We start from the raw sequence: 23,029 nt of genomic DNA, 5'->3' as shown, positions 1-23,029 counted from the left end.
AAAATTGTTATGCTGAGGTACGTTTTATTGATTAAGACCCTACATGAATAATCAGTATTGGCAAAAAGCACGGCAAAGCCGCGATGCACGATTTGATGGCTTATTTTACGTTGCGGTAAAAAGCACCGGTATTTATTGTCGGCCAATTTGCCCCGCGCCCACCGCTCAAGAAAAAAATGTGGTGTATTATCAATATGCGCACAACGCAGCGCAAGCAGGCTTTAGACCGTGTATACGCTGCAGGCCCGATAGTGCTCCGGGCAGCGCTGCTTGGCAGGGGGTAAAAACGACCGCGCTTAGAGCTAAGCAGTTAATTGATTTAGGTGATAGCTGTAATTGCGAAATGCTAGCTACTCGTTTGGGTATTACCAGTCGTTATTTGCGACGCATATTTAATCAGCACTTTGGTGTGTCTGTTACTCAATATCGGTTATTTAACCAATGTCAGTTTGCTAAAAAGCTCATTCAAGAAACCACATTACCTATAACCGATATTGCATTTGCCGCTGGGTTTAAAAGTGTGCGACGTTTTAACGATGCTTTTTTACAACAATTAAATATGGCCCCATCAAAGCTCAGAAAATCAAAAAAAGAGGCAACCCCTGTGATCGTATTAACTCTCCCTTTTAGACCTCCTTACAATTGGCAGGCTTTGCACAGCTTTTTGTCAAAGCGGTTAATAGAGCCTATGGAGTGGATAACCCCAACCAGTTACGGGCGAACATTTAAGCTAAAAGGGGTGGTAGGTTATTTTAATGCGCACTTTAAGGCGCAAAATAACCATTTTAAAGTTGAAATAGTAATAAATAATACCGAGCACTTACAAAAAGTAATTAATAATATACGCCGTGTACTTGATGTAGATGCCGATATAAACCCTATTGAAAGCCACTTAAAAAACAGTATTAATGGGGCATTTACATTAAGTGAAGGGCTACGCTTACCTGGGATATGGTCAAGCTTTGAAGCGGGGATTCGCGCTGTATTGGGTCAACAAGTTAGCGTGGGGGCAGCGCACACTTTAGTAACAAAGCTGGTTGCAGAGCGAGGCGATAAACACGCAGATAAAGTGTATTTTCCACAGCCTGAGGATTTAGCGACATGCGACTTTGAATTTTTTAAAATGCCGCAATCGCGCAAAAATGCATTAAAAAATTTATCTAAGTACTGCGCTGATAACCCCGATAGCAGGGTTTTGGATAATTGGCTCGATATAAAAGGCATAGGGCCGTGGACTGTTAACTACGCTAAACTGCGCGGGCAAAGTAACCCAGATATACTATTAGCCGGCGATCTCGGAGTAAAAAAGGCGCTGATTAATGCTAAGCAATTTAACCCAGAGCTGAGCGCTCCATTTCGCTCGTACTTAACGTTTCAACTATGGCAGCAACTTTCATGATTATACAGACCGCAATTTCGAGTCCGATTGACGATGTTATTATTCAAGCGACTGAAAACGGGGTGAGCTATGTTGGTTTTTACCCAAAAACACACTACACCCATACACCCGTTGAGCAAGTAACAAATGAAGCGGTTTTAATCTGCGTAAAGCAATTAAACGAATACTTTAATGGTCAGCGCAAAACCTTTAATGTGCCATTAGATACGCAAGGTACGCCTTTTCAAAATGGTGTGTGGCAAGCGTTGCTCAGCGTCCCTTTTGGCAAAACCATGACCTACGGCGATATAGCTAAACAATTAAATAACCCTAAGGCGGTAAGAGCAGTCGGGGCTGCAAATGGCAAAAACCCCATTAGTATTATTGTGCCATGCCATCGAATTATTGGTGCAAACTCAAAGCTTACTGGGTACGCTGGTGGCCTTGAGAGAAAAAGTTGGCTACTAAAGCATGAAGGGATAATTTAACTGTTACAGCACTGGCAGCTTTGTTATCACAAGCTACAATTTACATTATTTACTAATAAAAATTATTATGAGTATCAGCAGCTTAAATTATTTATTTATATTTGGTTTGATGTTTTCTTCAGCGGTGTTTGCTAACTCTCAAACGCTTATATTTTGCTACGAAGATAAAGACGTTGCACCTATGTTTTTGGGCATTGGGCAAGAGGTACCTATAGATAACCCTGGCGCCTCAATTGAAATTTTAAAGCAACTGGATGCCGACATACCCAATGTGGCTATTTCATTTGTTAGAAAACCATGGCGCAGATGCCTAAACGATTTAGAGCTTAACCGTGTTAATGCCGTTATTGCCAGCTATCGTGATGGGCGTGAACGTTTTGCTGTGTACCCTACAAACGAAAAAGGGGTGTTGCTAGAAAAATTTGCAGTGAGTCGTTTTAGTAGCTGCTTAATAGGGCGAGCTCGTTTTCATAAACAATGGCAAACACGTGAAGTATTTCAAAATAAAGCGTTCACTATCGCCATTCCTAATGGCTATGGCTTAAACAGCGCGCTAAAAGAAGAGCCTTTTTATATTCATAATACTTTTTCAAAAGACAAAGCTTTTGAATTACTTGATAAAGGAGTGGTACAGGCAAGTGTTGATTTATGCCAAGTAGATGACTTAAAAGTGTCGAGCTATCAACATAAAGGGAGCGATGTAAAACCCCTTTACCCACCTTATGAAACAACCGACGGTTATTTAATTTTTTCAAAGCAGTTTTACCAGCAAAATAGCCAGCTTAGTAAAGAGATATGGCAATGGTTAGCGCGCTTTGACAGTGCACAAATTTATATAAAATACTTGCAAGCTGTTGAGTAATAAGAAAATCAAAGCGCTTATTAACTAAAATAGCGATATGAAATTGGTATTAATCGCATATTAAGGTAGCATAAGCGCACTTTTTATCTTAAGGCACGGCAATGGCTCAATTATACTTTTACTACTCTGCGATGAATGCGGGTAAATCAACCACCTTATTACAATCTGCGTTTAACTATCGTGAGCGTGGTATGGAGCCAGTTATTTTAACGGCTGCAATTGATAACCGCTCTGGTGTAGGAAAAGTATCGTCTCGTATCGGACTGCAAGCTGATGCGCATATATTTGATGCGTCAAAAAATGTTTTTGAGCTGATCCAAAATCTGCAAAACGAAAAAAAGCGCCACTGTGTATTGGTTGACGAATGCCAGTTTTTATCTAAAGAGCAAGTTATGCAGCTGACTGATGTGGTTGATGAACTTGGTATTCCGGTATTGTGTTATGGCCTGCGAAGCGACTTTAGAGGTGAGTTATTTATTGGCTCTCAGTACTTGCTAGCATGGGCCGATAAACTGGTTGAGCTTAAAACAGTGTGCCATTGCGGCCGTAAAGCCAATCATGTATTGCGTACAGATGAAAACGGCAATGCCATTGCCGATGGTAACCAAGTAGAAATTGGCGGCAACGACCGTTATGTGTCGGTGTGCCGCAAGCACTATAAGGCTGAGTTAAATATGGGCCGCTAAGGCTCGTATAAAAGTATCTATATCATCTTGGTTTATATCAAGATGAGTGACTAGCCTAAGCTGTTTGCTTGGGCTAATTAATATGCCTTGTTGTGCTAATTGCTCGCTAATATGCGTTATATTTAACTCACTTGAATAGCGCGCATACACCATGTTGGTGGTGTTATTCATATCAACGCTAAACCCATTGAGTTCGTTAAGCTTACTTGCTAAATAACGCGCATTAGCGTGATCGTATTTTAAGCGAGAGACGTTATTTTCAAGTGCGTATTGCCCCGCGGCTGCCAGCATTCCGGCTTGGCGCATGCCACCACCGAGTACTTTTCTCCAGCGCCGTGCTTTTTTGATAAGCTCCTTTGTGCCTAGTAATAGCGAGCCAACGGGAGCACCTAGCCCTTTTGATAAGCAAATTGAAACAGAGTCAAAGTGCTGGGTAATATCTGTAATATCAACGTTTAATTCAACCGCTGCATTAAACGCACGTGCGCCATCTAAGTGCAGAGCCAACGAGTGCTCATTTACAAAATGACGTGCTTTGGCTAAGTAGCTAAGGGGGAGTACTTTTCCGCCTATGGTGTTTTCAAGGCTAAGTAAGCGGGTGTTGGCAAAATGGCTATCATCTGGTTTTATTGCGGCGGCAATTTTATCAAAGCAGAGGCTGCCATCGGGTTCATTCTCAATCGGTTGTGGTTGAATAGAGCCTAATACTGCAGCGCCACCGCCTTCAAATTTATAGTTATGGGCATTTTGCCCGCAAATATATTCATCTCCGCGTTCGCAATGAGCCATAAGCGCAAGTAAGTTAGCTTGCGTGCCAGAGCTACAATAAAGTGCGGCTTCAAAGCTAAAACGCTCACTTGCATAGGCTTCTAGCTGGTTTACGCTAGGATCATCCCCGTACACATCATCGCCTACTGGCGCGTTATACATTATATCGCGCATGGCTTTTGAGGGTTTAGTAACCGTGTCTGAGCGAAAATCTATCATGGTGGTTATTCCTTTATTAAGTACTACAGGCTTTTTTGTTTTTTATGGGTTTAAACAAGCTCTTCAAAAATTTGTTCACGGGTGGCTTTATCAAAATAACTCCAGGCAATAAAGCGACTTACTTTTTGTCCTTGTGCCATGTCTATAATTTTATATTCGGCAATAGGGAGGGTGCTTAATTTATTTTCTAACACTTTAAGCGTTTCTTTTTTTGAAACCAAGGAGGTAAACCATATTACTTGCTCTGCAAATTGCTCACTTTGAGCAATCATATTGCTAATAAACTGTGCTTCGCCGCCTTCGCACCATAGTTCATTATTTTGCCCGCCAAAATTAAGGGTGTTTTTAGGCGATTTCCCTAAGTTTTTCCATTTGCGCTGCGACCCTTTATTGGCCTCTTCTGCGCTTGCGTGAAATGGGGGGTTACACAGGGTTAAATGAAATAAATCTTTTTGATTTATAATGTTTTCAAAAATAGATGATGCGTTTTTTTGGTGTTTAAGGGTTATTTTTAAACCATTAAATTGGGCGATTTGCTTCGCTATTTTTATTGAATTTGCATCGATGTCGCTACCAGTAAAGTGCCAGTTGTATTCATGATTACCTGTTAATGGGTAGACCAAATTGGCCCCTGTGCCAATATCGAGCACCTTAATTTGCCTGCCAGTTGGAATATTTTGTTGGTTGTCGTCGCTTAATAAGTCTGCCAAGTAATGAATGTAATCAACGCGACCAGGAATAGGAGGGCATAGGTTATGCTCAGGAATATCCCAAAAATCTATTTTATAATGCGCTTTTAAAAGCGCTTGATTAAGCGTTTTTACTGCTGTGTTATTGGTAAAGTCAATGCTTTTACTCCCCGCAGGGGTGACGATGATGAAAGGGGTTAACGCATCGTGCTTATCGCATAGCATGTCTAGATCGTAGCCATGTAAATGTTGGTTGCGTGGGTGGAGCTTGTTAGAGACTTGTTTTGATTTCATAGCATTAATTTAGCAATTAAATAATGGCGCAATTGTATCAAATGCCCCACTAAAAAGTGCAACCATTTACTTTAGAATTAACAGTGGTACTGGTAGGATGAGTGGCTAAAGATAATAAAGGAAAATTTGTGGCAATTACACAGCACTCCCATTTTGTTCAACTAGGCAATCAGCAAACACTACATTTACGCCGTATAGCAAACGACAAGCAAGCGGGCCCCGTGGTGTTTTTTATGCACGGCGCAGTAGAAAATGGCAAAATTTTTTATACTCATAGCAATAAAGGGCTAGGCCCTTATTTGGCTGAGCAAGGCTATTGCTGTTATGTAGCAGACCTGCGCGGGCGCGGAGAGAGCAAGCCGCTTATTTCGTCGCAGGCTAAATATGGTCAAACAGAGGCAATAGTAGAAGATATCCCCGCCTTTATTAATTACATTGAACAATTTGAGGGTAAAAAGCCAGACTATTGGGTTGCTCACTCTTGGGGGGGCGTTTTAATGAATAGCGTTTTTGCACGTTTTCCTGAGTATTTAAAAGAGGTTAAAGCGTGTGCTTATTTTGGCTCTAAACGCTCTTTGTTTAATAATCACCCTAAAAAGTTACTACAAGCAAATATAATTTGGTACTTTATGGCGCCCATATTGGCTAAAAAACAGGGGTACTTAAACGCAAAAGGCTATAAGTGGGGCAGCGATAACGAATCGCAAAAGTCGCATTATCAAAGCATGCAGTGGGCTAAAAAAAGGCCATGGATAGATAGCGATGATGGTTTTGACTATGCAAAAGCCTTAGCTAAAGTGCAGGTGCCTCCTACACTACATATTGGCGCTGTAAACGATAAGGCTCTTGCGCAGCCTATTGATATTAAAAAGTTTATGGCAGAGTCCGGACCTGGAAAACAAACCCTTAAAATTTATGGCAAGCGCCATGGTCATAGTGTGGATTACGATCATATTAATATGCTTACTCACCCTCAGGCACGGGATGAGCAATTTAAAGATGTTGTAAGCTGGTTTAACGAACACAGTTAGGCAATTAGGCTCATTCAAATTGTTTTAAAAACGGTGTTTTATAGCGCTCCCAATGCGCGAGTGCCTGTGTATTAATTGGCTGCCTAATGGCTTGTTTGCTTAATGTGCTAACAGCAGCCTTACGCTTATAAAATGCTAAGCATTGCGGTTCATACTCACACCCTAAAAACGAAAATAAAGCACTTAGCTGCGACTCAGGCTCGGCAACTATTTGCTCATAATGAATATCGTATAGCGGTAATGAGGGCAGACTGCGCCAATGATCCATTAATTTTGCATACAGCGCATGGTAAAGTTTAAATTCTTTTAAATCACAAAAGTACGGCTCATTTTCGGCAAAGTAGTTACTGAATACCGAAAAAGCAGTGGCGTTAAAATCCCTACTTAAATTAATAAATTTAGCATTAGGGAACAGCAAGTAAATTAAGCCAATAGACTGATAGTTACTCGGTAGCTTATTAATAATGAAAGGGCGTACAGGCTGTGCTTTTTTTAATTCTTCAATATAAATATTGCGAGCTTTTACGATTAAATCGTTACTAAGTGCGCTTAAGCATTGCGGGTAAGGGGTTTGCGTTTGCTGCTCTATAAATGCCACCACTTGGTTAGCAATACTGGTGTTTTCACCTAATGTGGCAAACTGTGAGTGGCTGGCCATTATTTGCTCAAGTAAGGTTGAGCCGCTGCGGGGCATGCCAATAATAAACACAGGCGTAATATTGCCGGTAAAAGTGTGATCGGCAGATGCAATTAGCTGTTGTGTATTATGCGTTATAATTGTTTCATAAAAAGGCACTAAATCACTGGTTTTAAAGTGAGAAAGCTTTTTTTGAAGTTTGTTGGCAAGCACATAGTAGTTAAATGCTTGCTCTGTATCTTCTAATTTGTCGTAGCTTTTACCTAACGCGTAGTAACACACCATTTTTAAACGCACGTTATTCGTTTGCGTTAAAAAGTGGTGCAGGTTGCTCACATAATTATGTTCTTTATTGAAACGGCCTAATTGTACTAGTTCAAATAAAATATAGGCAGTTACGGGGTAAAGCCCCATGCTTAGTGCATGCGCAAATGTGGTGTGTGCTTTGTCTAATTCGCCGTAGCTTAAATAATGCTGAGCTAAATAATAATGAGGCTCTGGGTTATGGCTTGCAAGGCTTTTAGCATATTCGAGTACTTTAAGCGCATCATTAGGGGAATTAACGCCGTTAAATGCATCGGCAAGGGCGTGCAGTGGCTCAAGCATATGGGGTAAACGTTCGCATGCTTTTTGTAATAAGTATACCGCAGCATCATAGCGCTCTAACCTAAGTGCTATCCTGCCTAAACCAAATAATGCTTCGCCGCTTTGCGGGTTACTATTTAAAATTGCTTTAAAATGAAACTCGGCTTCTTTGAGTTTATTTTCTTGTAATAATTGATTGGCTTTTTTAATTAGCATGATGAGGCATTATTGTTTTTTAATTAATATAAAATAAAAAAGGCGAAATGTCTTAACATTTCGCCTTGGTTTATCATGAAAAAATATTAGAAAGTATAGGTTGCTTTCGCGTAGTAGAAGCCACCGTTAATACCGTATGGAGACGTTTCGTAGTATTGGCCACCCCAGTTATTGTTAGGGATACCCGTACGGTCTTCAAAATCAAGTTTTTCAGCGTCTTGGTCAAAGATGTTTTGTGCACCTACCGAGAAGCTAATAGACTCATTTAAGAAGTACGTTATTTCAGCGTCAATAGTTACTGCTGCATCAGCTGTTTTTGCTGTTGCATCGTAATCTACGTGAACACCTTGGTATTCGCCGTAGTAATTAGCACGGGTAAACATTGAAAAAGATTCCCACTGTTGTGCCCAAGTAAGCGTTGCACGGTGGTTAGGTAAATCTTCTTCTAAACGCTTAACTTTAAACTCACCGGTAATGTCGCTGAACTTAGTTACCTCTGTTTCATTCCAGTTGTAAGCAAGGCTAAATGTAGAGCTTCCGCCTAGCATGTCAGCTGTGTAGTTAGCAACTAAGTCAATACCTTGTGTTGTTGTATCAAAGTCATTTGTGAAAAAGCTTACTTGCGCATAGCTTTGTGCATTTGGTACGCCTGCTGCTTCTAACGTGTCTTTATCATTTTGGCTAAGTACAATTTTTTCAGATTGGCTGATACGGTCATCAACTTCAATGTTGTAGTAATCAAGTGTTACAAATAAATCACCAATAGTGTAAACCGCACCTAGTGTGTAACTTTGCGATTCTTCTGGCTCAAGCTCTGTACCACCTAATTGCACTGCAATTGGGTTTGTTGGTGGTAAAAGTGCTGAATCTTGTAATACACCATCACTTAAGTTTGTTTGTACGTTACTAACGTTCGCTTGGCCAACTGTTGGAGCACGGAAACCTGTGCTTACTGAGCCACGAATATTTAGATCTTCAGTTACGTGGTACTGCGCCATTACTTTGTAGTTTGTTGTTGTACCAAAGCTGTCGTAATCTTCAAAACGTACCGCAAGGCCCATTAAGAATTCTTCTGTAAATGGTGCTTCAATATCTACATAAGCTGCGTAGTTACGGCGTGTATATTCGCCTGCATCAGAAGGTTTGAAACCAGGGAAACCATTAGAGCCAATACCAAAACCTTGCTCAGTTAAAGGACCTGCAGTGAATGATGCTTCATCACCCGAAATTACAGTAAATGTTTCTTCGTGCCATTCTAAACCACCGGCAATATTTACATCGTACGCTAGGTCAAAATCAAAGCCTTTAGAAAGGTCAAAGTTAAAGTTTTTCTCTAGTTGCTCATATTTACCTGGGCTAAAATCGCGTGGGCTGTCTGCACCTAACGACGCATTAACCGTGTCGTAAATAAAGTAGCGAGATTCGTTTAAACCCACCGTACCACTTAAATCGTAATATGCATCTTTAAGGAAACCACCTGTAAACATACCCTTTGTACCAATAGTTAAAGAGGTATCGGTAATGTTACCACCAAAGTTAGGTGTAAAACCGCCAGGAATGGTTTCGTTAAATGCAAAACAATCAGGATTATTAGCAACACCGCTAATGTAGTCTGGGTTATCTAGTACGTTGTCATCAATTGCGATAGTAGGACAGTTACCGCTCATGTCTTCTGTTAAATCGGCAACAAGCAGTGTTTCACCGCCATCGTTTGAGTATACACCTGGGCGAGTATGCGGGTTACGGTAGTAAAAACCACCACGTACGTCTCGCTCAGAGTAGTTACCAAACATATAAAATTCTGAGTCGTTTGTTAGTTCTAAACCAAAGTTACCAAAAATTGAAATGTCGTCATCAACCTCTGGAGCACCCCAAACTTGCGCAAGCGAAGACACTTCTGGTACACCTGCAGCAGAAAGTGCGGCTGCATCAGGGCGTTGCTCTGAGCGACTTGTTGCATCTGCTGTTTTATATTGAAAACTTAAGTTAGCAAAGCCGTTGTCGGTAAATGGTAAGCCTACGTTACCCGATATCTGTGTTGTATCACCGTCGCCTTCGTAGTATTGACCATGGCGTACTTCAAATTTACCGCCTTCAGAGGCATCTTTAAGTTGGAAGTTCATTACACCTGCGATTGCATCTGAGCCGTATTGTGCTGCTGCACCATCACGTAGTACTTCTACTTGCTTAAGTGCAATGCTAGGAATAACTGAAATATCAGCGCCTTGTGCACCATCGTTAATACCACCACCTAAAAATGCAATAACAGAAGCACGGTGACGGCGTTTACCGTTTAAAAGAATTAATGTGCTGTCTGAAGGTAAGCCACGTAAGTTAGCTGGGCGTACTAGTGATGCAGCATCACTGATTGGGTTTTGGTGAACATTAAAAGAAGGAACAGAGCCTTTAAGTAGCTCTAGCATGTCTGTGTTACCAGACTTTTCTAGCTCTTCACCGCCAATAATATCAATAGGAACCGGTGAATCACCAATAGAGCGTGGCGCTGAGCGAGTACCCACTACGGCAATTTTTTCAACGTTTTTATTAACTTTAGTTTCACTTTCTTCTGCTGCAACAGCAGAACCTGAAATAAACAAACCTGCGGTGGTTGTTGTTGCTAATGCAAATTTAATTGCTTGATTTAGCGCATTGCTTTTAAGTTTCATTCTAATTTTCCCCAGTTAGAATATATTTTGTACGTAATGCAGTAATTAACATTACTTATTTATAATTTTGGACGTATTCACATGGGGATAAAGAGTCAACCTACTCAACTTCTTAAAGCTAAAAGCCCACCTCATGTGAAGTCCTATGTACAGCCTATACATAAAAAACTTTCAGGGCAATTAATAATTAACTCTTTAATAACAAAAAGTTCAAAATAAAATATATTTGCAACAATGGTGCAGTATGTAACTAATTTGAACTAATAAAGTGCGATTTTAACGCTTTTTCGAAGATTTAATGCGCGAAGTGGGTGGGTGGATGTTATCAATTTGTTTCTTTTGGTGAGGCAGGTGGTGTGTTTTGCGCTTGCCAGTCACGATATTTTTGTCTGTATTCGTCCCACACGCAAGGGCTACAGCTACCTCCGCCGCAGCATTCATCAGGCTGTGGTTTTTGGGGTTTGAGGAGTACTATTATTTGTTTGTTTTGCATAAAAATGAGCTTGTGAGCACTGTTATGGTGCAAAAGAGTAAAGTATAGGGCGTATTAAGTAAATTATTCTTGTGTAAAACCCTTTATGTGTGAAAATAAAGGGTATGCGATTATATAAAGTTATTCACCGTGCGCCTTGGCGGGTAGTTAAAATTAGTAAAAAGCGCCAACAGCTTCGCTTTCGTCGTGCAATGGTGGCGCTAAAAATTGCTCTTGCGCAAGAAAGGCAAGAAACCATAGAAATGCTCACCATTTATAGGCGTTACACGCAGGGGCAAACCAGCAAAGAAGAGTTAAAGCGTGCTAATGAGCAATTTGTAGATATTTTAAAAGGGCTTGGCTTAGGTGTATTTGCCGTACTGCCGTTTGCCCCTATTACTATTCCATTGGTTGTAAAGCTAGGCAGGATGGTAGGTGTAGATGTATTGCCTAGCTCGTTTAACATTAATAAACCAGTTAAAGAGCTAGACGCTGAAATAGTTAAAGAGGATTTAAAACAACACACTAAAGCGCCAAATAAAGAATAAATCTGGCTAAAATTAGCTATACCTTTTAGCCGGTCTTATTGGTATGCTTTGAGCTACCATTTTTTATTATATGAGCTTTTCAATGAGTGCATTACTTCGTCATACTTCTTCTGGTATTCCTTTATCTTTTATTCTTAAAAACGAGTTAACTGACTGGCAATCACAACAACCGGCTTTTATCCAAACATGGTTAACAAATAGCGGCTTTGAAAAGCAAGGTTTAGCGCTTGTGCCTGACGCGCAAACCGGTGAGCTAAGCCACGTTTATTGTTTATTACAAAGCCAAAATGATTTTTGGGCCGCAGGCGAGCTTGCCAATAAATTACCCTTGGGCACGTATCAAATTCAAGGCGATGATGCCTTTACAGAGCAAGTCGCGCTTGGTTTTGTGTTAGGCGGCTATGAATTTAGTGAATATAAAGAAAAACCAACGGCCAAAGCACAATTAGCCATTGCCGATGAAGCGCTGTATCAGCGTATTAAGCAACAAGCCGATGCCATTTATTTAGCGCGTGATTTAGTAAACACACCTGCGGTAGATATGATGCCGCAGCATTTATCGCAAGTAATGGAAGATTTAGCCAATAATTACAACGGTGAATTTACCCAGTGGATTGGCGATGAGCTACTTGAGCAAAATTACCCAACAATACACATGGTCGGGCGCGCGAGCGAAAACAAACCGCGTTTACTTGATTTAAAATGGGGCGATGAAAACGCACCACTTATTACCTTAGTTGGTAAAGGGGTATGTTTTGACTCTGGCGGGCTTGATTTAAAACCAAGCTCGGGCATGCGTAACATGAAAAAAGACATGGGCGGGGCAGCGCACGTTATTGCTTTAGCACAGCTAATTATGGCGGCTAATTTACCAATTAGACTGCGCGTTTTAGTGCCTGCGGTTGAAAATGCGGTATCGCGAAATGCATTTCGCCCAGGTGATGTAATTAAAACGCGTAAAGGCATTATGGTTGAAATAGACAATACCGATGCAGAAGGGCGTTTAGTATTGTGTGATGCGCTTAGCGAGGCACAAAACGATAACCCTGAGCTAATTATTGACTTTGCGACCCTTACCGGTGCTTGTCGTGTTGCTTTAGGTACTGAGCTACCGGGCTTTTTCTCAACAGAGCGCGATGTAGCAAATGGTATTATTGATGCCGGTATGGATGTAAGCGACCCTGTATGGCAATTGCCTTTATTTGATCAGTACAAAAGCTTTTTAAAGAGCGATGTAGCTGATATGGCAAACTGTGCCAGCACACCATTTGGTGGTGCAATTACCGCGGCGCTTTATTTAAAAGAGTTTGTAGAGCCAAGCACACCCTGGGTACATTTTGATGTAATGGCGTGGAATTTACGTGCTTTACCTGGGCGCCCAACCGGCGGCGAAGCGTTAGGTATTCGTGCGGTATTTAATTACTTGCAAAGCCGTTTTAAATAAACCTTGTTATACGAGGGTTATACCTCGTATAACTCAAGCGGTAAGTTATCTGGATCGGCAAAAAAGGTGAATTTTTTGCCGGTTATTTCATCCACTCTTATCTCTTCCACAGTTATATTTTGTGACTCTAAATACTGCTTTGCTTGGGCAACGTTTTTAACTTTAAATGCTAAATGCCTTAAGCCTTGCGCTTCTGGGTAGCTTGGTCTTGCAGGTGCTCCATCAAACGAAAATAACTCTATTTGGCTGCCATCAGGCATCGCTAAATCTAATTTATACGAATTACGCGCGGCCCTAAAATGCTCGTTAATAACTTTAAGTTTAAGTACGTTACTATAAAAGTGCTTAGAGCGGGCGTAGTCACTGCAAATAATAGCAGCATGATGAATCCCTAATAGTTCCATGTAGATAGATCCATGTAATTAGCTCCATGAGTTTGTTCTTCTAAAAAACAAAAACGCACTAAAAAGTGCGTTTAATTTTTATGTGCTTAAAAACGTTTAGCTAGGCTCAGCGTCTTTGCAGGCTTTAACTGCGGGGGCTACAAGCTCAAGGCCTGTTAGCTCACACGGTGGCAAAGTTGCATCACTTACTTTAATCGGCGTTACACGCTCGCCCCATTTTATATAGCTTGCTGCCCACGTTAAACCTGCGCCAAACGCTGCCGACATAATATTTGAATGCGGCTTAATTAAGCCTTGCTCTACGGCTTCACATAACGCAATTGCAATTGTGGCGGCTGAGGTATTACCGTAGTCAGCAATGTTTACCATTACTTTTTCATCCGGCACTTTTAAACGATGCTGAATTGCTTGAATAATACGTAAGTTAGCTTGGTGTGGCACTAATACGTTAATGTCATCAAGGCTTAGGTTGGCTTGCGTTAATACATCATCACACGCTTCGCTCATACCTTTAACGGCACGTTTGAAAATTTCACGGCCTTCAAATAATAAGTCTGATGGGCCAATTGGCTCATATTTATTTAAATCACTACCAAAGTTGGTGATATGCAAAATATCTCTGTCTTCGCTGTCGCAACCGGTTTTAGTACCTAGCAGGCCTGCTGGTGTGTCTGCGGCTTCTAGTACTACTGCGCCTGCGCCATCACCAAATAATACAGCGCTGTCACGGCGTGCCCAGTTTACATACCAGGTCATGCGCTCTGCAGCAATAACCACGGCCTTTTTAATCATACCCGCCTGAATTTGAGCGGTAGCTGCCTGAAGAGCATATAAAAAACCAGAACACGCAGCATTGGTATCCATAGCTGCAGCGCCGGTCGCACCAATGTTTTTTTGTATTAAAGAGGCGGTATTGGCCACCACAGTAGAAGGGGTACAAGTCGCTAAAATAACTAAATCGATATCTTTTGCGTCAATCCCTGCACAATCGATGGCGTGCTTTGCGGCAACGGTTGCAAGTTCTGCGGTGCTAACATGGCTAACCCTACGAGATTTAATACCAGTACGTGTGGTGATCCACTCATCGTTGGTATCAACTATTTCGCTAATTTCATCGTTGCTAATGCTTGCTGGTGGAATGCATTTACCCCAACCAGTAATATGTGCGTAGGCCATAGTGTGTTCTCTTAAAAAGGTGGTCTGACGTGTATTGCTAATGGGTGAGTTATATCAAAAATTGCCCTTTAAGAGAAGTTATTAACCTGTTTTGTCTCGTAAATAATAGTAATTGTGGGCAATTTGACGTAAAGCTTGTTTAAAGAGTAAGCAAGTATTAAAACTATACGTAGCGATGTGTTAAACAGCATATAATTGAATAGTGCATGATTTTGCAGCTTCACTTAAACGTAAGTGGCTTGCGTTTATGGCACTGCGTTAAAGTGTTAGCTTGAGTGAATTAAAGTAAGCCGATATTATTAATTACTGCCCGTTTAACGTATAAACACACAAACACGTGGCAATTGCATACATAATAAGGAAGCCCATGAGCAATAAAATAAAAGTGTCGTTGTTTAATCACTTGATAGAGGCCGAACGACAGTTGCTCGACCCCGATGTTCGTCAATCAAGCCATGCATTAAATGCCTTACTTGATGATGAGTTTATTGAAATTGCAGCTAATGGCACCGTATTTGATAAGCAGCACGTACTCACACGTTTACCTACCGAGGTTGTTCCGCAGTTTTATAATCAGCACTTTAAAGGGCGAATGCTTAGCGATGATGTCGCGCAAATTAGTTACCAAGCGGCTTATAGGCGCTCAGCCCGAAGTGAGTTTAATTACTCCTTACGTATGTCGCTTTGGCGTAAAAGTAATGAACAATGGAAAATGGTGTTTCATCAAGGAACGCCGTGCGCGCTGTTTACTATATCAATGGATGAAGATTAACTTTTTTAACGTATTAAATTTTATAGGTACATCACACCTTGTTTATGCAAACCGACCCGACCATTAGCCGCCTTTTAATGCTGCGAAGTGCTGCTATTGCTGTGCAGTTAATTGCTGTACTAAGCGTGTATTTTTTATTAGAACACCAAATAGCGTTACTCCCTTTATTAGTGGTAATAGCCATAGAGGCGATATTTCAATTAGTAAGCGTATTCGCCTATCGAAATGTTAGCCAAGCGCGCCCTATAGGGATGTTAATGCAGCTCACTGCGGATGTCCTGTTTTTAACTATTTTGCTCTCATTAAGTGGCGGCGCAACCAATGCGTTTGTATCGCTATTATTGCTACCTATCATGATTGCAGCGGTCACCCTTCGTGAAAAAGGACTCGCTTATATCGCCGTACTGGCAATTGCCGCTTATAGCTTTTTACTCATTAGGATGCCCGATCACAGTATGCATCAAATGAATATGAGCGGGCATTTTATAGGCATGTGGGTGAATTTTGTTTTAAGTGCAAGCGTTATCGCTTTGGTTATTGGTGCTATGAGCCGAGCATTAAAGGAGCGAGAGCGCACAATAGCTAAAGCCCGGGAGAAGCAATTGCGCAACGAGCAACTGGTAACCCTAGATGGCGCAGCTGCGCAAATAACCCATCAACTAGCTAGTCCTATCGCTAACTTACAATTACTATTTGAAGAGCTTTTAGAAGAGCAGCCAAATAACCCTGTCGTGGTGCAAATGCAAACACCGCTCAAGCAATGTGCTAGGCAATTAAATGACTTTAGAAAGCTCTCTGCTCAGCTTCGTAATAAAAATACCACCGAGCACATTACAGTAAACCAGCTACAAAAGCAGATCACCGATACATTATTACTGCAATACCCTGATCAGCACATTAATTGGTTAAGTGAGCCAATAGCAGTCACCTTAAAAAGTGATGCAATGCTATTGCCTGCTATTCTCAATTTGCTACAAAATGCATGCATTGCTAATCAAAAAAATAACCAAACCCAGTTAGAGCTAAGCTGGCAGCAAGATAATCAACACAGTGAAAGTATATATTTGCTAATTCGTGATTTTGGTAGCGGTTTTAGCCAATCACAATTAACAGAGCTTGGCGGGCAACTTATGCCTAGCAGCCAAGGTATGGGGCTTGCGGTTTTACTTTCTAATGTGACGTTTGAGCGACTAAATGGCTCGTTAACTTTGTATAATCATGCTGGTGGCGGGGCAGTGGCTAAAGTAAAATTAGCCATAACAAATAATGAGCAACCACTTACATGAAATTACTTATAATTGAAGACGATATAAACCTAGCCAGTACACTAGCTCGGCGTTTAACAAAACAAGGCTTTAGTTGTGAAGTTGCGCATAACCAAAGTGATGCATTACTCAGTGCACATAAACACTTACCAGATTTTATTTTGCTCGATATGAAACTAGGTGACGATAACGGCCTTGCCTTAATTAAGCCACTTCGCAGCTTATTACCGCAGGCGTATATTGTATTACTAACAGGGTTTGCAAGCATAGCCACCGCTGTAGAGGCCATGCGTTTAGGCGCTAACGACTACCTTACTAAACCCGTTGATATGGCCACGCTATTAAAGGCCCTAAACGCAGATTTAAATACACAAAATGTCAGTGATGTTGCCACACCAGTTATGTCACCAGAGCGTTTAGAGTGGGAGCATATTCAGCAAGTGCTACATAGTAATAACGGTAATGTGTCGGCCACTGCGCGGCAACTCAATATGCATAGGCGCACATTGCAGCGTAAGTTACAAAAAAAGCCGGTTCAGCAGTAACTGCTTAAGGGGTATAAAATGAGTGATGATGCGGCTACATTAATGCGTAATCAAAAAATTATATTATTCGATGCACAGTGCAAATTATGTAGTGCGTGGTGTAATTTTATTATTAGCATTTTTAAACTGTGCAGCGTGCAATCCCCAAAAGGTGCACTGCTATTAACTCATTTTGGTTTTTCAACCACACAATACGCCTCAATGGTTTACCTACAAAACGGCAAAGCGTACACGCAAAGTCATGCTTTTTTTGAAGTAGTAAAGCAGCTAGGTTACCCCTATAAACTCGCCACTGTATTTAGTATTTTACCTAACACCTTTAATAACTGGCTGTACAATAAAATTGCTTTAAACCGATATACCTTATTTGGAAAATATCAGTATTGCAGAATACCCAATCCAGAAGATGCAAAACATTATTTATAAACTAGTCGTTCACGCATTGCAGTATAAGTAGATGCTAGGTTTAAGTGGCTGTGCTAAAATCGCCGCGTTTTAAATTATCAGGGCTTTGAAATGGCAAGTACAGCGCACGCACTCCACATATTGGTTAAACACAAAGAAATAGCAGAAGACATTATTAAGCAATTAGGTAAAGGTGCCAAGTTTCAAACCTTAGCTAAAAAATACTCGTCGTGCCCATCAGGTAAAAAAGGCGGTGACTTAGGTGAGTTTAGACGTGGGCAAATGGTTCCACAGTTTGACAAAATAGCCTTTAATGGCGCTATTTTAGAGCCACATTTAGTTAAAACTAAATTTGGCTGGCATGTAATTAAAGTGCTTTATCGTACTTAATAAGCTCGCTGACAAATAGTAAAAAGGCTGCACACTGCAGCCTGTTTAGTATTCAGTTTTTTTATTTAATAAACATCCAGATACCCGCAGCAATCATAAACAGGTTTTCGGTCAGAGAGACAAACCCCAGCGGTACATTACTATCTCCGCCAACACAGGCACATTTAAGCTCTCGTTTGTCTATGTAAACAGCCTTAATCACCGACACGGCACCAACACCCCCAATAAATAAAGAAATTGGTGCAACAATATAAGCTGAAAGCCCTGCAATCATGCCAATACTTACAAATGCTTCTAAAAATGGATACACATAAGCATATCTCACTACTTTCATCGCAAATAAATCATAGGTTATAAAAGAATTACTAAAGCTGTATAAGTCGCGTAATTTTTGAATAGCCAGTACGCCCATTGTTAACGCGACAAACAGCATAACTGTATGTATAGAAAAAAGTGCAAAGCCAGTCGAGTAGCTAAATGCAAAGGCAAGCAATAAGGTAACCGCAAAAATGGCCGTTACGGGCGTATAAGTAGTACCTTGTTGGCCAGGCTCCGATTTATTAAAGTAAGCGCGCAGGTCGTCATACCCGCCAATGCGTTCGTTATCGATAAAAGTTTGTGGTGTGGTATCAACATTGTGCTTTTGTTGAAATGCATCGGTTTCTTCGCGCGAAGTCAGCGGCTTATCATCTACCTTATAGCCCTTTCGCTTAAGTAAATCTTTTGATTTGAGTCCAAACGGACATATATGTTCATCGGTTGCCATTCTATATAATGTTGCTGACTTAGCCATGCTTGCTCCTTATGCGTAATTAGTTACTTGTTAGCCCTTAAGTAAGAGTGAGAGTGAATGGCGGTATGAAAGAAGTTAATAGCACCTTGTAATATTTACGTGGCATTTGAAATAAAATAGCGCGCAGCACACTCATTAAGAACACAAAATAGACAATGCACGTATAGTGCCAGCACTTTTATAAAAGTGCAGAGGGTAAGGCTTGAGTAGCAGAGGGTTTTTGTTAAAAGCTTATAGAAATATCGGCTCACGTAGGCAGTAAAGTTACACTGCACCCTTAATAATCATATAAGACTGCATTGCGCAGCCTTATATATGTTAAACAGCAGCTTACTTGCTAAGCGTCTTGCTTGGCTTCTTCTTCACTAATTTGCTTAAGTGCTTGAATAAATGAATCGCTTGGTTGTCCGCCACTAATTGCATATTTATCGTTGATAATAAATGTAGGAACTGAAGTAATACCCATTTGCTTAAAGCGGTCTTGCTCTTGGCGTACTGTTTGAACGTATTTATCTGAGTGTAAAATACTACGCGCCTGTTCTTTATCAAGGCCAACACTTGCGACTACATCAAGCAGTGCCTCTTCTTGATTTAAGTATTTTAAATCGGTGAAGTGTGCTTCAAACATGGCAAGCTTTAATTCGGTTTGCTTATCTTCTTCACGCGCCCAAGTAAGTAGGCGGTGTAAATCAAAGCTGTTGATCATGATGCGCTCACTATTAAAATTAAAGGTAAACCCAGCACGCTGGCCTGCTTCGAACATGTTTTTACGATTTTCATCGCCTTGCTCTTCAGTCAGGTTGTACTTTTGCATTAGGTGCTCGTTTAAATTTTGACCTTCAAGCGGCATGTCAGGGTTTAGCTCAAAAGGATGCCATGTAATATCTGCACTCATCTCGTCTTTAAGTTGGCCAAGCGCTGTTTCTAGGTTTTTATAACCTATTACGCACCATGGGCACATTACGTCTGACACGATATCAATTTTAAAGTTTTTCATATTCATCCTTTTGCGGATTGCTTTGGTATAACAGAGGATATTGGGATGAAGTATGCATTATCAATCCTCAAACTAAAAAGAGCAGCTAATTGCTGCTCTTTATAAAGGGTTTAAGCGTTAAGCCCAAACGGGTCGTCAATACTGTAACTTGGTTGTGTAAACCAATGTGGGCCGTTGTCGGTCATATAAAAGTGATCTTCTAAACGTACACCAAATTCATCAGGTATAACTAGCATTGGCTCGTTACTAAAACACATGCCAGGTGCAAGTGGGGTTTTGTCTCCACCGACTAAATAAGGCCATTCGTGAATGTCTAAGCCAATACCATGGCCCGTACGATGCGGGCAGCCCGGTGTTTGGTACTGTGGCCCCAATCCTTGAGCCGCTAAATAGTGACGAGCGCCGGCATCAACTGCTTCACACGTAGCGCCAATTTTTGCAGCACTAAAGGCGGCGAGTTGCGCTGCTTTTTCATGATCCCAAAACATGCGCTGGCGCACTGTTGGCTCACCAAATACATAGGTGCGGGTTATATCTGAAAGGTAATCATGCACTTTGCAACCGGTATCTATTAATACCATATCGCCTTTTTTAAGCACTTGCGCATCTTTAACGCCATGTGGAAATGAGGTCGCCACACCAAATAAAACAATACAAAAATAGTTACCGGGGGCGCCTACTTTTTGATGCGCTTTTTTAATGAAGGCTTCTACCTCTGTGGTGGTAATACCTTCGTAAAGCATGCTTGCAGTTGCTTGATGTACAGCTAAAGTCATATCCATTGCGCATTGCATGAGCGCTAATTCGTTTACCGACTTATGCATGCGGCAATGTGCAGTAACGCTCTGTGCATTAACTATATTTAGGCCTTTTTGCGCTTTGTTTATACCGTCGAATATAAAAAACTGTGCACTTTCATCAATGCCTATTGTGGCATTGTCATTAATGTTGAGCTGCTTGAGTACACTTACAAATAACGCATATGGACTTTCGTGTTCTTGCCATCCATGAATGGGGCCTTCAATCACTTTAAAGCCGTTTAGGGTGCCAATTTCAAAATAAGGGGCTATGTATTGTACATCGCCTATAGCGGGTAAAATGGCACCAACCATGCGCTCACTTGCATACCATTTCATACCTGTAAAATAAGTAAGGTTTGTACCTGCATTTAAATAAATTGCATCTATATTATTTGCTTGCATATAAGCTTGTGCTTTTGCAATGCGCTGTAAATATTCATCTGCTTGAATAGGGGTTACATTGGCGGTCATATTGCTTAATCCCGCTAATGCTTGCTCGCTTGTGTGTGTACCAACGCCTAGTGTGGCCATAAAAGTCTCCTTGGTTTCAATACCAAGCTGCATAAATTCTTGAGCAATTTAACATATTAAATTTCACTAAAATGTTAAAAAGGCCCAATAAGCAGATTGGTGTTAGGCATTGTGTTTAATGTAAAAGCATAATTCAATATTATGCGACAACATTCATGCTAAGGTTTTTTAGCGTAAGGTAAACGCGATAATTTATTGCTAGTGTGGTAGCTATCAAGCCCTGTTACAGCCACTGTTTCAATGGCTTGTAAATCTAAAAAGCCATCACTTTGCAGCGCAGCTTCATCTAAATACACATCGGTAATTTCACCTATAACCAGCTCGGTGCCATTAACGGCTAAGTGTTGGTGCTCAACGTATTTTACAGAGTATTTTAATCGCGACTCTTGCACAAACGGGGCTGTAAATTCATTTAGGTATTCTGGCGTTAAACCTGTCGCGTCAAACTCTGACTCGCCTTTATCGTAGCGAGCTGATGTTTGATGAGCTTGCTTATATATGGCCTTATTAACTTGGTTAATGGTGTAACAGCCGGTTTCTATGATGTTTTCAAACGTATGGCGAGGCACGCTATTAGGACGCATTATCATGCCAACCAATGGCGGGTGACCCCCTAAATGAATAACCGAGCTAACAATAGCTACATTTGTATTGCCTTGCTTGTCTTGCGTGCCAATTAAGTTGGCGCTTTTAAAACCCGAAAGTGAATTAATTAAATGAGTACGAGTGTGTTTTTCAAGTGCGTTTATGCGCTCTTTAGTAAAATGCATTAAAGGTCCTTACCAGGATATGGCTTCGCCTTGCCAATCTAAATAGGCGGGCTCACCGTTAAGTTCTAAATGAGGGTTATTAAACGTAAGTGTAAAAAGCTGTTTAGCTACAAATTCAGCGCTAAAAAGCTTATCCGCAGGTACGTTTTTTTGAAATGGTTTTGAAAGCGCTGTATCGGTAGTGCCCGGATGAAATAACACCAGTTTAGTATTTTTAGCTCGGCGCGCCAATTCTACCGCTGCGGTTTTAAATAGCATGTTTAAGGCCGATTTAGATGCGCGGTATGTATACCAACCGCCTAATTTATTATCGTTAATACTGCCCACACGCGCACTGAGCGCCGTTATAGTGCACTGCGTTTTATGTGTTAAAAGCGGTAAAATGCTTTGTAAGCATAGTAAGGGAGTGAGTGTGTTGGAATTAAATAATTCGTTAAAATAGTCTGCGTTTAGCTCTTCTAGCTTTTTTTCTGGCATGTGGGTTTTGTTGTGTAAAGTGCCATTAAACATAACGACTTGTTGAATATCTGCATTTTGCTCTTTTAAGTAAGTTGTAACCTTGGCTAAGCTTTGCGCTGTGTAATCGCTCTTTAGGTAAACAACATTACTATTTGTATCTGCCTTTTTTGAGCTAACACATATAACTTGCACTGTGGGGGCATTTATTTGTAGGTGCTCAATATAAGCTTGTGCTATTGCGCTGCTGGCACCAAATAAAACAATTGTTTTCATTGTTTGTCCTTTGTATTAACAGTGCATTGGCCGTTTAAACAGGAGGCGTTTGGCATGAGCAAACTGCTTATTTTTTGTCTGTGTTTTGCAAAAAACATATAGGCGGCATCAGCGAAGTAGCGAATTATTGGCAAGCGAAAAATTTTCAACCAGCGGTATTTTCCTACTGTTTTCCACGCTTGATAGGTAACATCTAAGCCGTAAATTATCTCGCCAGTTGGTAACTGTGCATGCAATATAGCCATGGCCTTGTTTTTATTAACACTTGGATAACGTGCGCTAAAATCGTGGCTATTAAGGTCTTCTAAAACAATTTTATGTTTAGTATCAGCATCTTTAAGGTGCTGCATTTCGGTATTGCAAAGCGGGCAGCTGGCGTCGTAAAAAATGATCATAAAAGCCGTTTTCTAATAATTTACATATAGCTAATTACGATTCACCATTGCAAATGGATCTATTAAATCTG

25 protein-coding genes are annotated in these 23,029 nt (G+C 40.9%); 12 read left to right on the top strand and 13 right to left on the bottom strand.

Annotated features, from left to right (window positions below; all coding sequences use genetic code 11):
• Positions 1-43 precede the first annotated feature (43 nt).
• The 4 genes from CWB60_RS04900 (at position 44) to CWB60_RS04885 (ending at position 3,414) form a co-directional block, all read left to right on the top strand.
• On the top strand, positions 44-1,399 hold the full coding sequence (locus CWB60_RS04900) for a DNA-3-methyladenine glycosylase 2 family protein (protein WP_138579165.1): 1,356 nt from the start codon (positions 44-46) through the stop codon (positions 1,397-1,399).
• On the top strand, positions 1,396-1,866 hold the full coding sequence (locus CWB60_RS04895; protein WP_029774244.1) for a methylated-DNA--[protein]-cysteine S-methyltransferase: 471 nt from the start codon (positions 1,396-1,398) through the stop codon (positions 1,864-1,866). The genes CWB60_RS04900 and CWB60_RS04895 overlap by 4 nt, the downstream gene beginning before the upstream one ends.
• 67 nt (positions 1,867-1,933) lie before the next feature.
• Positions 1,934-2,728 (top strand): transporter substrate-binding domain-containing protein, encoded by a 795-nt coding sequence (locus tag CWB60_RS04890; protein WP_138579163.1) that lies wholly within the window; start codon positions 1,934-1,936, stop codon positions 2,726-2,728.
• A gap of 101 nt (positions 2,729-2,829) precedes the next feature.
• Positions 2,830-3,414, top strand: a complete 585-nt coding sequence (locus CWB60_RS04885; RefSeq protein WP_004588785.1) for a thymidine kinase — start codon at positions 2,830-2,832, stop codon at positions 3,412-3,414.
• Here CWB60_RS04885 and ltaE read toward each other — a convergent pair.
• Both ltaE and rlmF read right to left on the bottom strand, forming a co-directional pair.
• Positions 3,397-4,401, bottom strand: a complete 1,005-nt coding sequence (gene ltaE / locus CWB60_RS04880) for a low-specificity L-threonine aldolase (RefSeq protein ID WP_138579161.1) — start codon at positions 4,399-4,401, stop codon at positions 3,397-3,399. The two genes, CWB60_RS04885 and ltaE, sit on opposite strands and share 18 nt — an antisense overlap.
• A 50-nt stretch (positions 4,402-4,451) precedes the next feature.
• On the bottom strand, positions 4,452-5,384 hold the full coding sequence (gene rlmF, locus CWB60_RS04875) for a 23S rRNA (adenine(1618)-N(6))-methyltransferase RlmF (protein ID WP_138579159.1): 933 nt from the start codon (positions 5,382-5,384) through the stop codon (positions 4,452-4,454).
• Between the two features lie 128 nt (positions 5,385-5,512).
• On the opposite strand from rlmF, the gene CWB60_RS04870 reads away from it, so the two are divergent.
• Positions 5,513-6,415 (top strand): alpha/beta fold hydrolase, encoded by a 903-nt coding sequence (locus CWB60_RS04870; RefSeq protein ID WP_138579157.1) that lies wholly within the window; start codon positions 5,513-5,515, stop codon positions 6,413-6,415.
• A gap of 10 nt (positions 6,416-6,425) precedes the next feature.
• Here the strand turns inward: CWB60_RS04870 and CWB60_RS04865 are convergent, their stop codons facing one another.
• The 3 genes from CWB60_RS04865 to CWB60_RS04855 all read right to left on the bottom strand — a co-directional run bounded on the left by CWB60_RS04865 (position 6,426) and on the right by CWB60_RS04855 (position 11,012).
• Positions 6,426-7,853, bottom strand: coding sequence for a tetratricopeptide repeat-containing sulfotransferase family protein (locus tag CWB60_RS04865; protein WP_138579155.1), 1,428 nt, complete (start codon positions 7,851-7,853; stop codon positions 6,426-6,428).
• An 86-nt stretch (positions 7,854-7,939) separates the two neighbouring features.
• Positions 7,940-10,519, bottom strand: coding sequence for a TonB-dependent receptor plug domain-containing protein (locus CWB60_RS04860; protein WP_138579153.1), 2,580 nt, complete (start codon positions 10,517-10,519; stop codon positions 7,940-7,942).
• Between the two features lie 325 nt (positions 10,520-10,844).
• Positions 10,845-11,012, bottom strand: a complete 168-nt coding sequence (locus CWB60_RS04855) for an oxidoreductase-like domain-containing protein (RefSeq protein WP_138579151.1) — start codon at positions 11,010-11,012, stop codon at positions 10,845-10,847.
• A gap of 104 nt (positions 11,013-11,116) precedes the next feature.
• On the opposite strand from CWB60_RS04855, the gene CWB60_RS04850 reads away from it, so the two are divergent.
• Complete coding sequence (locus CWB60_RS04850; protein WP_024031949.1) at positions 11,117-11,539, top strand: hypothetical protein; 423 nt, start codon at positions 11,117-11,119, stop codon at positions 11,537-11,539.
• Between the two features lie 82 nt (positions 11,540-11,621).
• Complete coding sequence (locus CWB60_RS04845; protein ID WP_138579149.1) at positions 11,622-12,983, top strand: leucyl aminopeptidase family protein; 1,362 nt, start codon at positions 11,622-11,624, stop codon at positions 12,981-12,983.
• A gap of 17 nt (positions 12,984-13,000) precedes the next feature.
• Here the strand turns inward: CWB60_RS04845 and gloA2 are convergent, their stop codons facing one another.
• Both gloA2 and CWB60_RS04835 read right to left on the bottom strand, forming a co-directional pair.
• Positions 13,001-13,387 (bottom strand): SMU1112c/YaeR family gloxylase I-like metalloprotein, encoded by a 387-nt coding sequence (gene gloA2, locus CWB60_RS04840; protein WP_004588776.1) that lies wholly within the window; start codon positions 13,385-13,387, stop codon positions 13,001-13,003.
• Between the two features lie 96 nt (positions 13,388-13,483).
• Positions 13,484-14,563, bottom strand: coding sequence for a ketoacyl-ACP synthase III (locus CWB60_RS04835; RefSeq protein ID WP_138579147.1), 1,080 nt, complete (start codon positions 14,561-14,563; stop codon positions 13,484-13,486).
• Between the two features lie 367 nt (positions 14,564-14,930).
• Here CWB60_RS04835 and CWB60_RS04830 point away from each other — a divergent pair, with 367 nt between their 5' ends.
• From CWB60_RS04830 to CWB60_RS04810, 5 genes are all read left to right on the top strand, one after another.
• A complete protein-coding gene (locus CWB60_RS04830; RefSeq protein ID WP_004588774.1) occupies positions 14,931-15,335 on the top strand; it encodes a nuclear transport factor 2 family protein in 405 nt (134 codons plus the stop codon).
• Positions 15,336-15,379: 44 nt separating this feature from the next.
• Entirely contained in the window at positions 15,380-16,621 is a 1,242-nt protein-coding gene (locus CWB60_RS04825) for an ATP-binding protein (protein ID WP_171036116.1), read from the top strand.
• On the top strand, positions 16,618-17,145 hold the full coding sequence (locus tag CWB60_RS04820) for a response regulator transcription factor (RefSeq protein ID WP_029771697.1): 528 nt from the start codon (positions 16,618-16,620) through the stop codon (positions 17,143-17,145). The genes CWB60_RS04825 and CWB60_RS04820 overlap by 4 nt, the downstream gene beginning before the upstream one ends.
• 18 nt (positions 17,146-17,163) lie before the next feature.
• A complete protein-coding gene (locus CWB60_RS04815; protein WP_138579143.1) occupies positions 17,164-17,571 on the top strand; it encodes a thiol-disulfide oxidoreductase DCC family protein in 408 nt (135 codons plus the stop codon).
• Positions 17,572-17,661: 90 nt separating this feature from the next.
• The gene (locus tag CWB60_RS04810) at positions 17,662-17,940 is read left to right on the top strand and encodes a peptidylprolyl isomerase (RefSeq protein WP_004588770.1); all 279 of its coding nucleotides are present in this window, start codon (positions 17,662-17,664) and stop codon (positions 17,938-17,940) included.
• 61 nt (positions 17,941-18,001) lie between these two features.
• On the opposite strand, the gene CWB60_RS04805 is transcribed toward CWB60_RS04810, so the two are convergent.
• From CWB60_RS04805 to CWB60_RS04780, 6 genes are all read right to left on the bottom strand, one after another.
• Positions 18,002-18,733 (bottom strand): MauE/DoxX family redox-associated membrane protein, encoded by a 732-nt coding sequence (locus CWB60_RS04805; RefSeq protein ID WP_138579141.1) that lies wholly within the window; start codon positions 18,731-18,733, stop codon positions 18,002-18,004.
• Between the two features lie 337 nt (positions 18,734-19,070).
• Entirely contained in the window at positions 19,071-19,730 is a 660-nt protein-coding gene (locus CWB60_RS04800; protein WP_138579139.1) for a DsbA family oxidoreductase, read from the bottom strand.
• A 110-nt stretch (positions 19,731-19,840) separates the two neighbouring features.
• On the bottom strand, positions 19,841-21,061 hold the full coding sequence (locus CWB60_RS04795; RefSeq protein ID WP_138579137.1) for a M24 family metallopeptidase: 1,221 nt from the start codon (positions 21,059-21,061) through the stop codon (positions 19,841-19,843).
• 158 nt (positions 21,062-21,219) lie between these two features.
• Positions 21,220-21,831 carry a flavin reductase family protein gene (locus CWB60_RS04790; protein WP_138579135.1) on the bottom strand — a complete coding sequence of 204 codons (612 nt, stop codon included), beginning with the start codon at positions 21,829-21,831 and terminating at the stop codon, positions 21,220-21,222.
• Between the two features lie 9 nt (positions 21,832-21,840).
• Entirely contained in the window at positions 21,841-22,563 is a 723-nt protein-coding gene (locus CWB60_RS04785) for an SDR family NAD(P)-dependent oxidoreductase (RefSeq protein WP_138579133.1), read from the bottom strand.
• A complete protein-coding gene (locus CWB60_RS04780; protein WP_138579131.1) occupies positions 22,560-22,958 on the bottom strand; it encodes a thiol-disulfide oxidoreductase DCC family protein in 399 nt (132 codons plus the stop codon). The genes CWB60_RS04785 and CWB60_RS04780 overlap by 4 nt, the downstream gene beginning before the upstream one ends.
• Between the last annotated feature and the right edge of the window lie 71 nt (positions 22,959-23,029).

Origin of the sequence: Pseudoalteromonas sp. S327, from assembly GCF_005886415.1 — a bacterium.
In the GTDB taxonomy this organism is placed as follows: Bacteria; Pseudomonadota; Gammaproteobacteria; order Enterobacterales; family Alteromonadaceae; genus Pseudoalteromonas; species Pseudoalteromonas atlantica.
Note: the sequence above shows the minus strand (reverse complement) of the source record. Positions and strands in the feature narration are given on the sequence as shown.